The sequence below is a fragment of the Corallococcus aberystwythensis genome (genome assembly GCF_003612165.1).
GTDB lineage: Bacteria > Myxococcota > Myxococcia > Myxococcales > Myxococcaceae > Corallococcus > Corallococcus aberystwythensis.
Genome location: NZ_RAWK01000066.1, coordinates 1 through 14,840 on the forward strand (window position 1 = coordinate 1; position 14,840 = coordinate 14,840).

General features: G+C 70.8%; 10 protein-coding genes. 6 read left to right on the forward strand and 4 right to left on the reverse strand.

What is annotated here, in order from left to right; translation table 11 throughout:
• Window positions 1-170 precede the first annotated feature (170 nt).
• Window positions 171-1,439: a phospholipase D-like domain-containing protein gene (locus D7W81_RS13210; protein WP_120555719.1), complete on the forward strand. Its 1,269-nt coding sequence runs from the start codon at window positions 171-173 to the stop codon at window positions 1,437-1,439.
• A 9-nt stretch (window positions 1,440-1,448) separates the two neighbouring features.
• On the opposite strand, the gene D7W81_RS13215 is transcribed toward D7W81_RS13210, so the two are convergent.
• On the reverse strand, window positions 1,449-2,141 hold the full coding sequence (locus tag D7W81_RS13215) for an endonuclease III domain-containing protein (RefSeq protein WP_120555720.1): 693 nt from the start codon (window positions 2,139-2,141) through the stop codon (window positions 1,449-1,451).
• A gap of 94 nt (window positions 2,142-2,235) precedes the next feature.
• On the opposite strand from D7W81_RS13215, the gene D7W81_RS13220 reads away from it, so the two are divergent.
• Together D7W81_RS13220 and D7W81_RS43415 are read left to right on the forward strand one after the other, a co-directional pair.
• Window positions 2,236-3,009 carry a hypothetical protein gene (locus D7W81_RS13220; RefSeq protein ID WP_120555721.1) on the forward strand — a complete coding sequence of 258 codons (774 nt, stop codon included), beginning with the start codon at window positions 2,236-2,238 and terminating at the stop codon, window positions 3,007-3,009.
• A gap of 34 nt (window positions 3,010-3,043) precedes the next feature.
• On the forward strand, window positions 3,044-3,463 hold the full coding sequence (locus tag D7W81_RS43415) for a hypothetical protein (RefSeq protein ID WP_244227190.1): 420 nt from the start codon (window positions 3,044-3,046) through the stop codon (window positions 3,461-3,463).
• 3 nt (window positions 3,464-3,466) lie between these two features.
• Here D7W81_RS43415 and D7W81_RS13230 read toward each other — a convergent pair whose 3' ends face one another.
• On the reverse strand, window positions 3,467-3,967 hold the full coding sequence (locus D7W81_RS13230; RefSeq protein ID WP_120555739.1) for a GNAT family N-acetyltransferase: 501 nt from the start codon (window positions 3,965-3,967) through the stop codon (window positions 3,467-3,469).
• 325 nt (window positions 3,968-4,292) lie between these two features.
• Between D7W81_RS13230 and D7W81_RS13235 the strand changes: the two genes are divergently transcribed.
• The 3 genes from D7W81_RS13235 (at window position 4,293) to D7W81_RS13245 (ending at window position 11,314) form a co-directional block, all read left to right on the forward strand.
• Window positions 4,293-9,857 (forward strand): hypothetical protein, encoded by a 5,565-nt coding sequence (locus D7W81_RS13235; RefSeq protein ID WP_147445465.1) that lies wholly within the window; start codon window positions 4,293-4,295, stop codon window positions 9,855-9,857.
• 33 nt (window positions 9,858-9,890) lie between these two features.
• Entirely contained in the window at window positions 9,891-10,817 is a 927-nt protein-coding gene (locus tag D7W81_RS13240; protein ID WP_244227191.1) for a CHAP domain-containing protein, read from the forward strand.
• 77 nt (window positions 10,818-10,894) lie between these two features.
• On the forward strand, window positions 10,895-11,314 hold the full coding sequence (locus D7W81_RS13245; RefSeq protein ID WP_244227192.1) for a hypothetical protein: 420 nt from the start codon (window positions 10,895-10,897) through the stop codon (window positions 11,312-11,314).
• Window positions 11,315-11,328: 14 nt separating this feature from the next.
• On the opposite strand, the gene blaCOR is transcribed toward D7W81_RS13245, so the two are convergent.
• Together blaCOR and D7W81_RS13255 are read right to left on the reverse strand one after the other, a co-directional pair.
• The gene (blaCOR, locus tag D7W81_RS13250) at window positions 11,329-12,081 is read right to left on the reverse strand and encodes a COR family subclass B1 metallo-beta-lactamase (protein WP_244227193.1); all 753 of its coding nucleotides are present in this window, start codon (window positions 12,079-12,081) and stop codon (window positions 11,329-11,331) included.
• Window positions 12,082-12,304: 223 nt separating this feature from the next.
• Entirely contained in the window at window positions 12,305-14,743 is a 2,439-nt protein-coding gene (locus D7W81_RS13255; RefSeq protein WP_244227194.1) for a protein kinase domain-containing protein, read from the reverse strand.
• Between the last annotated feature and the right edge of the window lie 97 nt (window positions 14,744-14,840).

The following is a 14,840-nucleotide window of genomic DNA, read 5'->3' on the forward strand; positions in this document are numbered from 1 at the left end:
GGGATGGGGCGTCGAGCATGCAGTCTCTCCAGGCGAGGGAACCGGAAGACGGCAGTGTCGCCACGCTGAAAGGCTCCGGCAACGACGGAATGGGGTCCTGTTCACCGGGCGGAGCAGGGGACAGGCGGTGACTCCCGGGGGCGAGCGGGCGTCCCTACGTTTCCGGGACCATGAGCGAGCTTACGGACGAGTTGCTGCCCCAGCCGGGGGCGCATGGGTTCGACAGCGGCGGTGAGACGCGCAAGCACGAGATGCAGGGTCCGTTCGAACTGCCCCCCGGACCCGAGGGCTTCTCGTTCGCGCTCTACCAGGCCACGGGCGTGGGGCTGTCACCAGGGCACCGGATGCACCTGCTGGAGAACAGCGAGGTCTTCGACCGGATGCTGGAGGACATCCGCGCGGCGAAGCACAGCGTGCACATGCTGGTCTACATCTGGCGGCCGTGCGAGCTGTCGGACCGGTTCGTGGAGGCATTGATTGAACGCTCGCGCGCGGGCGTGCAGTGCCGCGTGGTGGTGGACCCCGTGGGCAGTGAGGAGACGACCGGGGACAAGGACTTTGATCAGCAGATTGAAAAGCGCCTGACGGACGCGGGTGTGGAGGTGCACTACTACCGGCTGCTCGCGGGCAAGGTGTTGGGTCGTTTGTTGAGCCGGTCTCACCAGAAGATCGTCGTGGTGGACGGGCGCGTCGCGTACACGGGCGGCTTCGGCATCTGGAAGGTGTGGGAGGGGGACGGGCTGAAGGAGGACAACTGGCGCGACACGCACATCCGGGTGGAGGGGCCGGAGGTGCGGCGCATCCAGGTGACGTTCGCCAAGCACTGGATTGAATCAGGTGGGGACTTCCTGCCGCGCGAGTGCTTCCCGGAGCTCAAGGCGGACGGAGGCGGGTGCGCGGCGTTCATCGACAGCGCCGGCCGTCTGGGCATCACCGAGGCGGAGCGGATGGTGCGCCTGGTGGTGGCCGCGGCGACGAAGCGGCTGTGGATTGCCAACGCCTACTTCACGCCGCCCAACGACATCCTGGAGCAGTTGGAGGTGAAGGTCCGTCAGGGCGTGGACGTGCGGGTGCTGGGTCCGGGGCCGATGCACGACGTGCCGGTGGTGCGAGCGTCGCAGCGGTCCACGTACGAGCGGCTGCTGGCGGCGGGGGTGCGCATCTGGGAGTACCAGCCGGCGATGATGCACGCGAAGACGATGCTGGTGGACGACTGGCTGTGCGTCGTGGGCTCCACGAACCTGGATTCGCTGTCGCTCAACAAGTTGAGCGAAGGGTCACTGGTATTCGAGGACCGGGAGGTCGCCGCGAAGCTGGAGCAGTGCTGGGAGAAGGACGTGCGGCACTCGAAGGAGATCTCGCTGGAGAACGGAGGCCGGACGAACCCGTGGCGGAGGTTCGCGCGGCGGGCCACGCAGTGGGCGGGGCACGACCGGTAGCGGCGGTCTTCAGCGGTGGGAGGTGACGCCCTCCTGCCGGCAGTACGCGAGCACGGGGCAGGTGGAGCACTTCGGCCGCGAGCCGGTGCACACGTGTTTGCCAAAGGGGACGAGGAGCCGGTTGAGCTCCACCCAGTAGGGGCGAGGGAGCACGGCTTCGAGCGCGGCGAGGGTGCGCTCCGGAGTGGAGGCCTTCACGTAGCCCCAGCGGTTGGTGACGCGGTGGACGTGGATGTCCACGCTGATGACCTCATGGCCGCAGGCGATGCCGAGCGCCAGGTGCGCGCACTTGGGGCCCACGCCCTTGAAGGACTGGAGCACGTCCGCGTCCGCGGGCAGCTGGCCGTTGAATTCGTCACGCGTGCGCACGGCGATGGCGTGGACCTGGTGGGCCTTGCCTTCGTGGAAGGTGACGGGGCGGATGAGCGCGTCGATCTCTTCCGGCGTGAGGCGCGCGAGGTCTTCGGGCGTGTGCGCGCGGCTCAAGAGGCGGAGTGAGGCGGGGAGGCTGACCTCATCGAGCGTGCGGATGGAGAGGATGCACGCGATGAGCTGTTCGAAGAGGGAGCCATGGCCCTTGGCCGCGAGCTCGAACATGGCCGCGTCCGCGAAGGAGCGGACTTCATGGCGCACGCGGCGGAGGACCTCCTCGATGTCGAACGGAAGCTTGTCCGTGGCTGGGTTCTGCTTCTTGACCGCCATGCGGGCCTCCTGACCTGTGAAGTTGGGTCTGGAGGACGTGACCTGCCGGGCGTACTTGCCGGGCCGGTGGGCGGGCGGTCAGGCTGGTGGAGTGATGCGGCAAGAACTCCGACTCATCCTCTGGAGCTTTCTGGTGCTGGTGTTCGCCTGTGCGAGCCCCAGGCTCTATTTCCTGAGCAGTGAACTGCCTCAGTTGGAGAACAACTCGAAGCTGATTGTCGCGCCGGGGCCCTGGACGCATCCCGATGTTCCTGTGGTCTATGCGGACCTGGGCGCTGTTCCCGATGACCTGGTGCTACCCGCGCTCAAGACCTTGATGGCTCTTCCTGGGGCTGCGGATGCGTGTGATGGGAACACAGGACGCCCGCGACCCGATGCCACGGAGTATTGCCTTGCTGTGTACCGGACGCCGAAGGACTGGCGCGTCTCCTGGCCCGTGCGGAAACAGATGGGGGAACGAAGAGGCTGTCAGCCCCCAATGGGCGGTGTCGTGGACCAGGACTTTGGAAGCGACCTGCCCATCTTCGGCTTTGCCCACAATCATCCTTGTGGAACGGACATGAGCAGTGCGGACCTGCGGGTGTTCCCGGCCGTCAGGCTCGGCGAGGCACGCTGGACGATGATCGAGTACGCGGTCGCTCCTGGTGGGAAGCCTGCTCGAGATTCCCGTGGGCGGCCCATTGCGGCCTGGGCCTGGCTGGCGACAGGACATGCAGATACACCTCGATTCTTGAAATGGAACTTCGAGGGGGAGGTCTTTCGATGGAGCGAACCAGAGCGACGCTGGCAGTTCGAAGCCCGCTGCGAGCCCGCACCGCCCAGCAATATCGGTTCGACCCTTTCTCCGCCGAAGTGCTACCCACGATGATGCGGATTCATCGTCTCCGCTGGCGAGGTGCCACTTGCTGAAGCCTCATCACGTCCTGCTGCTGGTGTCGCTCGTGGCGGATGGCGGAAGCACGCCCTCTCGTCCCGATGCGGGAGTTCCTGCAACGCTGGATGGAGGAGATGCAGGCATCCAGTGGCCCACGGATTTGCGCCCGCTCGTGACACTGGACGGGCCCGCTGTCCTGGCCGCCAACGCCGCGCTCCAGCGCGTCCTCTCTGGTTTTCCCAAGAAGGATGCGGGGGCTTGTGAGTCGTCTGCCCGTTCGCTGGATGTGGTGGTGGGCCTGGAGGGAGGCGTCTACTTCGTCCGGATCGATCGACGGCTCGACCGATGTGGATGGCCCGTGGGCAGCCAGCTGGAGTTCGACTGGTTCGAGCTGTACGCCGTGTCGCCCGAGGGCAAGGTCCTTGGGCGACGCGCGGTCATGCCGTAGCGCTCACGTCCCCTGGGTCAGGTTCAGCGCGTACCAGCGGTCGCAGCCGAAGTGGCCGGTGCGGCCCATGGGGGCGCAGAGCGCTTCGAAGCCGACCTTGCGGTAGAGCTTCTGCGCCTGCTCCATGCCTCCCAGCGTTTCGAGGTAGCACTGCTGGAAGCCGGCGCTTCGCGCGAACTCCAGACAGTGTCTCAACAAGCGCTCGCCCATGCCGTGGCCTCTCGCCGTGGGCAGGAAGTACATCTTGCGCAGCTCGCAGACGTCCGGCGCGCCTCCGTCCAGCGGCGCGATGCCCGCGCCTCCCACCACCTGGCCCCCATGCTCCACGACGAAATACACGTGCCGGGGACGGCTGTAGGCAGCGCTCATCGCGTCCACCTCCGGGTCGTGGATCGCGAAGCCCGGGCCGTCCGCTCCGAACTCTGGCATCACCGCGCGGATGACCGCGGCCATCGCCGTGTCGTCCCGGGCCTCGATGGGCCTCAACGTCAGTTCCGTGCTCATGACCACCACGGTCCCATGACTCCAGCCCGCCGGCCAGCGGCGCCGGGTGTGCACGTGTGCAGCGCCCTGCACAACCGCCACGCGCCCGACGCACCCCGGTGGGTATCCATCTCCAGCCCTTCCAGGGCATTCTGCGTGGCACGGTCGTTGTAGAGGGGGAAGCACCATGTACTGTCCTGCCTGCCGACAAGAACGCCTGGGAAGCGCGTCCCAGTGCGTCGTCTGTGGCAATCGTCTCGCCGCCAGAGCCCGGTCCGACATCGAGGCCGAGCTCGCGCACGTCCACTTCCTCCTGGGAGAGGTGCGACGCTGGGACGTCCACGACATGCCGCCCCACGTCGGCCGCCGCATCACCGAGCGCTACGAGCGGCAGGCCCGCATCCTCCTGTCCGTCCTCACCGAGACGCCCATCGAGGCGCTGACGCCCGCGCCCATGGAGCCTCGCAACGAGGTCGTGGTTCCCCAGACGATGGGGGAGGGCGCTGTCGCCCTCGGTCCCGTTGCGGTTCCTCCCGTCAACGCGGTTCCCGCTGAGGCGCCGGTCGCGCAGGTGGCCGCGGACATCGTCACCGATGCGTCCGCTTCCGCTGCTCACGTTGCTGTCATCGATGCCTCTGGCGCGAACGAGTCCGCTGCTCACGTTGCTGCTTCTGACGCCGCTGTCGCCGACGCTGTCGCCGCTCCGAGCGCCCACGCCTCTGTCGCCAGCGACGCTGTCTCCGCCGCTTCGAGCACTCACGCCACCGACGCCTCCGCGACCCCTGGCGCGACGGGGCCCTCCGCGGTCCGCTTCACCACGCTCGATCTCGCCGCGGCCCTTGGCATCGCGCCTCCGACTCCTGGGCTCCCCCGCGTCGCTCACGCTTCGAACGCGGCCCGTGCTTCCTCCGAGTCCCGCGCGCGGGCCGTGAACGAACCGCGCGCGGCACGTCAGCTGCCCCCGAATCCGGGCGAGCCGTACATGGAGCCGCCTGCTCCGAACAGCCGCACCGCGCGCATCGTCGAGGAGGCCTCGACGTGGAGCCGCGTGTGGCGGCCGTTCCTCTACGAGAGCATCGCGTGGTTCATCGGCGCGTTCCTCATCCTCTCCGGCACGCTCTACTTCGTCTTCGAGTCCTGGGCCGGGATGACGTCCGTCACCCGCTCGCTCACCGTCTTCCTCATGACCGTGGGCTACTCCGTCGGCTTCTCCGTGTGGGGCGGCTTCCTCGCCCGCCGCGAGTCACTGCGCAAGCCGGGTCACATCCTCGGTCTCATCGGATCCGCCGTGGCCCCGCTCGGCGGCGTCGCGCTGGGGCCCATGGGCTTCGGTGAGTCGCTCCAGCTGGACGGCGTGCACCCCGCGCTGCTCGTGCCGCTCCTCTTCGTCTGGGCTGGCGCCGCCGCGTGGCTCGCCCGCAAGCCCGCCGAGTCCTTCGACGCGCCCTCCCGCCCGTTCATCCAGCTGGGCCTCGTCGGCGCCACGCTCATCATGGGTCTGGCGCCCCTGGCCGCGCGCATGGGCACCCCGGCGGTGTGGCTCAACGCCCTGCCGTGCATCCTCTTCTTCCTGCTGTCGAGCAAGGCCGCCGCCACCCCGCGCAAGGGGGATGCGCTCGCCTTCGCGCTCACCGCGCCCCTGTACCTCACCGCGCTGTTCGCCATCCGGTTGCACCTGGCCCTGGGCGCCGCGGGCACCGCCATCCCTCCAGGGACCTACGCGCCCTTCGTCGCGTTCCTGCTCGCCACCTGCCTGCGCTTCCGTACGCTCGAAGAGAACCGCGCGGCGGATCCGCTCGCGGTCGGCACCATCGCGCTCCAGGTCGCCTGCCTCGCGGGCGCCATCACCGGCACCAACCCCTCCCTCTTCCTCACCGCCGCCATCTTCACCGGCACGCTCGTGTCGCTGTCGCGTGGCCCCGTGAACCGCCTCCCGTGGCTCTACCCGGCCTACGTGGGCGCCTACTTCACCTATGCGTCCAGCGTGCAGTTGGTCCCGCACGCCATCACGGTGCTGCTCAATGCCATCAAGACGCGCCTGGGCTACCCGCCCGCGGCGATGCTGCCCTTCCAGTACGGCGCGCTGACGGCCATCCCGTTCGTGCTCGCGGGCCTGGTGCTCGCGTTCCGCGCCCAGAAGCGTGGCGAGCGCACCGGTGACGCGCGCTCCCTGGGGCTCGTGGACGTGCTGCTGCGCGCCACCACCTGGGCCGCGCCTGCGTTCGCCCTCTACGGACACCTGGGCACCGACTGGCGCGCGGCCTTCTTCGCCACGCTCGCGCTGGCCGTGATGTCCCTGGGCGCGGGCCTGCTGTTCAAGCGCTTCCCGCTCACCGCCGTGGGCTCGGTGCTCTTCGGCTTGCTGCCCTTCTCCGCCATCCCGCTCTATGGCGCGGGCCCCGCGAGCGTCGTGGCCGGCGTCCTGGCCCTGGGCCTCGCGGGCCTCACGTGGCGCCTTGCCGACGAGCGCACGCGGCGCTTCGTCTCCGCCGTGGCTGGCGTCATCGCGACGTGCGGATTCGCCATCGCGCTCATCACCCAATCCGTCGCCGCGCCCGTCGTGGGCCTGACGCTGGGGGCCGCGGGTGTGCTGGTGGCCGCGCTCCGGCTGCGCGACGAGCGCTACCTCGCCTACGGCGCGTTCCTCGCGGGCGCCATCCTGCCGAAGCTCGCCTCGGTCCACTCCACGCAGGCGCTGCTCGCGGCGATGGTGGGTGGATCGCTGGTGCTGGCGCTCCTGGGCGAGCGCGGGGGCCTGCTCAAGCGGCTGGGCGTGCCGGCCCTCCTGTACGCGGGGCTCGCGGTGCTGTGGGGCCTGGCCGGCCAGGCCTTCATGGGCCCCGTGCTCCTCGCCGCCGCCGCGACCGTGGCGGTGACCTCCCGCACCTTCCCCGGCGTGCGGCCGTTCGCGGTCGTGCTCGTGGGCTTCGCGCTGCTGCCGGACGTGCCGCACGCCTACATCGCGTGGGGGCTGTCACCGGCGCTGTCGCTGGGGCTGCTCGTCATCGGCTCGCTCCTGGGCTCGCTCGTCGCCGCTCGCAAGGGGAAGAGCGCGAGCACCACCACCGCGGGCATCCTCGCGCTCATCCTGCCGTTGGTGCCGGTGGCCCTGGCCCGCTCCGGCGAGCAGTCCGCATTCCTGCTGGGCGCTGCGCTGGCGGCGCTCCTCACCGCCCGCGCGCTGCCCGTGACGGTGGGCCTGCTGCTGGCCACCGTCGAGGCCACCGTCGCGCTGCACACGGCCGGCCCGCTGGCCCTGCTGGGGCTCGCGGCGTTCCTCAGTGTCCTGGCCCTCCTGGACGACGTGCCCGCCGTGCGGCGCATCGCCACGGGCGGCGCGTCCTTCCGCATCGTGTCCACGCTGGGCGCGATGGCGGTGATGGCGGATGCCTCGGTGTTGTGGCACGGGCACGCGCTGTCGGAGCTCCGCGGCGTCATCCCGTTCGCGCTCCTCGGTCCGGCGCTGCTGCCGCTCCTGTGGACGCGCTCGCTGCGCCAGCCCTTCGTCGCGGCGCTGATGGTGCCCTACGGCGTGCTGACGCTGTCTGCCTGGGACCTGCCCCTGTGGACCGGGCTGCTGCCGCTCTTCCCGCTGCTCGTGGTGCGCGTCGTGGAGCACGTGCCGGCCGTGGCCTCACTGCTCCTGCGCTCGGGTGAAGAAGGCCCGCGCCATGAGTTGTCGAAGTGGATGCAGGTGGCGCTCGCGTGTCTGGGCGGGCTGGTGCTGCTGGTGCCGGAGCATGCGCTGAGCCAGCGCACGGCCCTCTTCTGCGCCATCGCGCTGGTGCCCATGACGGGCCCGCTGCCTTCTGTCCGCGTCATCGCCGCGTCCCTGCTGCTGCTGTTCATTCCGGATGCGCGGCCCTGGGCCACCGGCCTGCTGCTGGCCCTGGCGCTGGCGGAGCACCGCGCGCCCCAGTCCCTGGCCTCCTTCTTCCGGGGCCCTCGCGACGCGGCACTGCGCGCGTCCGCTACGGGCTCGGCCCTGACCCTGGCGGTGATGTCCACGCTGGTGTCGCCGACTCCTGGCGCGCTGACGGTGCTGGGCGCGGTGGTGCTCCTGTCCGCGTTCCTCTTGTCGCAGCGCTGGCTGCTCACTGCGGCGGTGGCGGCGTTCGCGCTCGCGCCCCTGGGCCAGACGGACGCCTTCTGGGTGGGCATGTGGCGTCCGGAGGGCGCCCTGCTCGTCGCGCTCGTGGGCCTGGCCTCCGCGGGGCTGTCCGCGCTGTGCCAGTCCGGCGCCGTGCAGCGCACGCTGACGAACGTCACCGCGCGCTTGACGCCCGGAATCGAAGGCACCTGGAGCGAGCCGCTGTGGGCCGGTGGCGCCGGCACCGTGGCGCTGCTCGTGGGGCTGCGGCTGGTGGACGCGGGCCCGGGGGAGCTGCCCCTGTCCGTGGCGCTGGTCGCGTGCGCCGCGTCGCTGACGCTGATGGTGACGCGCGAGCGCCTGATGATGAACGCCGCCACGGCGCTCTTGGGCCTGGTGCTGGTCGCCGCCGTGCCGCCCCTGTGGGCGCCCGCGGTGGTGGCGGGCACGGGACTGGTGCTGTCGCTCGTGGGCTTCGCATTGGACAAGCGTGGCGTGGCGGTGGGCGCGGCGCTGCACCATGGCGGCGCGCTGCTGGCGCTGCTGTCCCTGATGGGCCTGCGCTCGCTGAAGCACCCGGGCATGCCGCTGTGCGTGTTCTTCGCGTGGGCCACGGCGTGGGTGGTGGTGCTGCGCCGCCGGGACCGCGAGTGGGTGGGGTGGCTGGCGTCCCTCTTCGCCGTGCACGCCTTCATCCTGCATTACGGCGCGACGCACTCCACCGGCCGGGGCGCGGAGTTCATCCTCCCGTATCTCGGCGCGGCGACCGCGCTGCTGGCCACGCTGGTGCTGTCCGTGGCGGGCAAGACGGCGCGCGGGCGCATGGGGCGGGCGTTCTCCCTCATCGCGTTGGTGGAAGTGCTGTTCGCGGTGCTGGCGGTGCGCCTACCGGGCGGCGCGGCGCGCGAGGCGTGGGTGGCGTGCGGTGGGCTCGTGTTCCTGCTGTTCGCCCTGGTGCGCCACGCGGCGCGCGAGGAGGACGAAGCCGCCGCGTGGCTCGCGCAGATGGCGTTGGCGCTGGGCTACTTCTGCGTGCGCTTCATCGGTCTGAACGCGCGCCCCGACGCCGCGGACAGCCTGGTGTCCATCGTGGGCGGCGCGGTCTTCATCGGCCTGTACCTCTTCGCCCGGCGCGAGGGCTCGGGCCTCCAGGCGTTCCGCCGTCCTGCCGCGGCGGGCGCGTGGCTCTTCCCGCTGGCGGGCCTGTTGACGGTGCCTTGGAGTCAGCCGTTCGTGGCGGTGGCGCTGCTCGTGGGCTACGCGGCGCACTTCGCGGCGCTCGGGGCGTTCACGAAGCAGAGGGGGGCCGCGTCGCTGATGTCCGTCGCGGCCTTCAACACGGCGCTGTACCTCGTGTGGCTGGGCACCGGCTCCGGCGAGCCGCAGTACTACGCCATCCCCGCGGGCCTCTCCCTGCTGCTGCTCCTGCGCGTCTTCCGCACGGGGCTGTCGCCGGACGCCTACGCGCAGCTGCGCGCCCTGGCGGTAACGGGCATCTACGTGGCGGGCGCGTGGAAGCCGCTGCTCTTCAACGACGGCGAGGCGATGCTCCTGTGCGTCTTCCTCTGCCTCGTGGGCGTGGGCGCGGGCATCGCGCTGCGCATCCGCTCCTACGTGTACCTGGGCTCGGCGTTCCTGGTGACGGCGGTGGCCGCCAACCTGGTGCGCTTCGGTATGCGCGACCATCGCGTGGGCGCCCTGTTCCTGTCACTCCTGGGCCTGCTGGTGGTGGCATTCATGGTGACACTCAGCGCCCACCGCGCCACCCTGCTCCAGAAGTACGGGCGGGTGCGAGACCTGCTCGCGACCTGGGAGGGGTGATCGCTGTTTGACGTTCAACGATTCCGGGGTTGAATGCGTCCGCGTTCACCCCCGGAGGACTTGTTGCTGCTGCGTCGTTCGTCGCTCGTCACCCTGATGTCGCTGGGCTGCCTGGTGGGTTGTGCGCATGTCCCGGACGTCGCGCCTCGCATGGCGGTGGAGTTCCCGGGCTCGGCCGTCACACGGCCCTCTGTCGTTGAAACGCCAAGGGTCGCGGCGGTGGGCGCGGCGGGCGCACTCGGTGTGAAGGCTGAAGCGCCTCCGCCGTTGGCCTTCGTGACGCCCGAGGGCAGCGAGGCACTGGCGGCGCTGCTGGAGGCGGATCCGCACCCGGTGCCGGAGGAGGCGGGCGTCATCGCGGCGGCGCTGGAGGCCGCGGCGCTCTTCACCGGGCCCACGCAGGGGCCGGGCGGCTTCTGGGATGAGCTGCTGCCGCCGCCGTCGAAGCTGGCGCGCGGCATCGTGGCGCGCGCGGCGCAGCTGGTGGGGGCGCGGCGGTTGGACCGCTCGGTGCCCAATGACTGCTCGGGGCTGGTGCGGCTGGCGTACCTGCAGGCCGGCATCGACCTGGTGGCGCACGGCTTCCTCGCGGGCGAGAACGCGGTGACGGGCATCTTCCGTCGCGCGCAGGCGGCGGGCGCGGTGCACCGGCTGAACCCGCGCCCCGGCGACCTGGCGTTCTTCAAGGAGACGTACGACCGCAACCGCGACGGCAAGCGCAACGACGGCATGACGCACATCGCGGTCGTGGAGGCGGTGGCGCCGGACGGCACCGTGACGTTCATCCACCGGGGCGGCAAGGGCGTGGCGCGCAGCCACATGAACCTGGCGTTGCCCACGGTGCACCGGCTGAACTCCGGTGCGCTGCTCAACGATTTCATCCGACCGGCGAGCAAGGGGATGCGCGCGTACCTCGCGGGCGAGCTGTTCGTCGCGTTCGCCTCGCCTGGAGGTTTGTAGTCTCACGGCAGTCCCGAGGACCTGCTCGCACCGCGAGCGCGTTTGAATCCTTGCGCGGGTGTGGCGTCATCCCGCGCATGAGACTTCCCCTGCTCCTGGGATGCCTGTTGCTGTCGTCCGGCTGCATCGTGGCGGAGACGCGCCCGTCGCATCCTTCGCGTCCGCCCCCGCGTCCGCCTCCGTCACGTCCGGTGGCGATGGGCTACGACGAGGCCGTGCGGCGCGGGTTCGACCAGTGCCGTGCACGCGGCTACCGCTGCGACTTGCAGGAGGCACACCTCACCGGCAACGACGTGTGGAAGGTGAAGTTCCGCGTGGATGGCCGGGGCGAGAAGGGGCACCTGCACCTGGACTACGACGCGTACTCTCGCAACCTCATCAAGGTGAACGACAAGGTGAAGGACAAGGGCGGCCACGGCCACGGCCACGACAGGGACGACGACTGGGACGGCCCGGGGCGTGGCAAGAAGAAAGGCCACGCGCACCGGGACGACTGAGTCCGCCGCGGTCTTCAGTGCGAGGCCTTCTTCAGCAGGGCCTCGGTGTGGTCCAGCAGCTTCGTTCCGCCGGGCTGCTCGTGGCCGGGGACGATGATGCGTGGGTTGGGGAAGTGCTCGCGCTCACGCTGGATGCTTCCGGGCCAGGCGCTGACGTCCGCGTCCTCCAGATTGCCCAGGCCCTTCGCGCTGGCGTCCTTGATGAAGCAGCCGCCGTAGAGGACGCCTGACGCCCGGTGCATGACGACGATGTTGTCGGGTGAGTGGCCTGCGCCGGGGAAGAACACCGACAGCGGTCCGAAGTCCTGCGCGTCGCCCAGCCGCTGCTGGGGCACGGGGTTGCCCTGCTTGCCAGCACGGAGCGCCGTGTCTTCACGGCCGTGGACGGGGATGCCCTCGGCGTCGAGCGTGGGGATGCCGCCGGTCCGGTCGACGTGGAAGTGCGTCACCAGCGCGGCGCGCACCGGGTGGTGGAGCGTGTCCCTGGCCCAGGTGAGCAGCGCCTTGGAGTGCTCCGGCGTCCAGCCGGTGTCGACGAGGATGGACGCGTCACCGTCCTCCACAAGGAGCCCGTTCGCGGTGACACCCGCCCAGTCCCCGCCCGCTTCCGTGATGTGCATCCACACGCCAGGGGCGAGGCGCCGCACACGCACGCCCTTCGCCAGCACGAACTGCTCCTGAAGCTGCGGAGGCGTGGAGGGTGCGGAGGGTGTGGAGGCGCAGGCCGTGAAGAGGAGTAGGAGGGCGGAGGCGCGGAGGACGGTCATGGGGCGTGAATGCATGGGCGGTGCGCACGATGCAATCCGTGTGCACAACGGATCCACCGCGCTCCGGCCTGGAGTCCCATGCCTGCATGCGGCTTCCGTGACACACGCGCGTCCTTGAGACCACGCCGCCCGGCGGCGGCGCACCGGACGAACTGGTCCGACAGTCGGACCAGTTGGGATCCTCGCGGCCGGGAGGAGGTGTCCGGCGGGGATGGCCAGGGGCTCAGGGCGCGGACTTTCTCTTCAGCTCTTCCACGGCCCGGGTGAACACCTGCGCGCTGCAGGCCTTGCCGCCGCCAGGTGGCTTCTCGCGGGAGGTCAGCTCCGCCGCGCGCGTGAGGGCGGGCAGGGCGGCGGGGTCGCCCAGGCTCACCAGCCGCAAGGCCGCCTTCGTGCGCACGTTGCAGTCGCTGGACTCCAACGCCGCGGAGTAGAGCCCCACGCGGTCCAGGTCCGCCTCGCCATTCGCGTCCAGGTAGCGCAGCGCGCCCCACTGCTTCACCGAGGGCGCTTCCCGGGCCAGCGACTCGAAATGGGAACGCACCGTCGCAGCGGGCAGCAACTCCAGGGCCCGGCGCGCGGAGAGGTCCTTCTCGTTGTTCCCGAAGTCCTCGGCCAGACCGTCCATGAGTCGCGGCTCGGGGGCCTTCCGACCATCCTCGTCGAGGCCCAGGATGAGGCCGTGCTCTTCGTTGTGCCGGTTCAGCGCGTGCTTCACCACCGCGCGCAGCCGCGTCGCTTCCGCGTCGTTCGGCGCGTCCGGCGCATCCAGCCGCTGGAGCGCTTCCCTGGGCTTGTCGTCGTTCATCAGCCCGCGCGCCTGCACCAGCGGATCATTCGCGTGCACCGTCCAGGCGACGCCCGCCCCCAGCAGCACCAGCGCTCCCGCGGCGCCGGCCAGCACGCGCGGACGCTGACGCAGGAAGGAGGCGCCCGCGCGCGCCCTCGTGCGCAGGACCTCCAGCGGTGACAGCTTCGTCCCGGGCTCCGGGATGCCCAGCGCCGCGGCGAACGGCGAGCCCTCCGCCGAACGGGTGACCCGGTACAGCTGCACCTTCTCGTCGCGGCCGGGCAGGGGAATGCTGCCGCAGGGCTCGGCGGCGGCCTCGGCGCGGTTGCGCGCCATGTTCACGGCCTCGGTGAAGGTCACCTCGTCCGCGGCGGCCACGTGCTCCACCGCCTTCACGACCTCCATCGGCTCGCCGAGCACCGCGTCGTTCGTCAACAGCACCTCGCCCGCGTGCAGGCACACGCGGACATGGAGCTGGTGCTCGGGAGGCACCGTCTGGTTGTGGCTCCACAGCGCCTGCTGCATCGCCATGCCGCAGCGGATGGAGGCGCTGGGGGCCCGGAAGACCGCGACCAGTGCGTCGCCGCGCTTTTGCACCAGCTTTCCGTCGTGCTCGCGCACCAGCGGCATCAGCAGCCGGTCGTGCGTGTCCAGCATCCGCGCGTTCTCCTCGTGCGTCTGCCGGCTCATCCGGTCGGTGAAGCCCTGGATGTCGGTGAGCATCACCGTCACGTTCTGCGCCTTCGCCGCCGACGCGCCGCCCGTCACCGCGGGAACCCCGCCCGTCAACCGGCCCGTGCCGAACGCCGCCGTGCCCGTGCGCGGCGCAGCCTGCACCGGGGGCGCCGTCATCAGGGGCGCGGCCGGTGCCACGCCGAACGCCGCCGTACCGGAGCCTGGACCCGGAGGCGCGGGATTCACGCCGAACGCCGCCGTGCCCGAACCAGGGCTGGCTGGCGTGCCGCTGGAAGGCGTCATGTTCGCGTGGACGATGGGCGTGCCCTGGCTGGGGGTGAACGCCATCAGCGCCGCGTGCGCCAGGCCCAGCGCGTCCGCCAGCTCCTTCGCCGTCTGCGGACGCTTCGCCGGGTCCTTGTCCAACAGCCGCATCACCAGCGACAGCAGCCCCACGTAGCGCGACAGCTGCGGGGCCGCGCGGTCCAGGGGCAGCGGCGCGTGCGAGGCGTGCTGGGACAGGAAGTGGCGCGGCGAGGGCCCGTCGAAAGGCAGCCGCCCGGACAGCACGCGGTAGGCCAGCACCCCGAAGGAGTACAGGTCGCTGCGCGTGTCCACCTTCGCGCCCACGGCCTGCTCCGGGGACAGGTACTCCGGCGTCCCCAGCACCACGCCCACCTGGCTGAGCGCGCTGTTCGCGTCCGGCTCCACCAGCCGCGCGATGCCGAAGTCCAACAGCCGCGCCTGCTCGCCGCGCACCGACGGGGAGATGAGGACGTTCTCCGGCTTCAGGTCGCGGTGGATGATGCCCTTGTCGTGGATGGCCGCCAGCCCTTCGGCCAATTGCTGGAGCAGGGCCAGCGCCCGCGGCGCGAGGAGCGGCCCTCCCTGGAGCGCGTCGTGGAGGCTCTGCCCCTCCACGAACTCCATCACCAGGCACGCGGCGTCGCCGGACTCGCCGAAGTCCACGATGCGCACCACCGCCGGGTGCTCCACTGCGGACAGCAGGCGGGCTTCGCGCTTGAAGCGCTCGGCCATGCCGGCCTGCGCGTGCAGGTCGTGGTGGAGGACCTTGATGGCGACCTTGCGGCCCAGGGAGACCTGTTCGCCCAGGTACACCTCACCCATGCCCCCGGAGCCCAGGGGCCCGAGGACCCGGAAACGACCATCGAGAACCAGTGCGTCGGGGGCCAGCACGGCGCGGACTCTCTCACGGCTTCCGGCCCGGGCGCATGACGTTCCTCCAGGGCGGAATCGCCTGGGTACGCCATGCCCCTCCGCCTGCAGCCCAGGC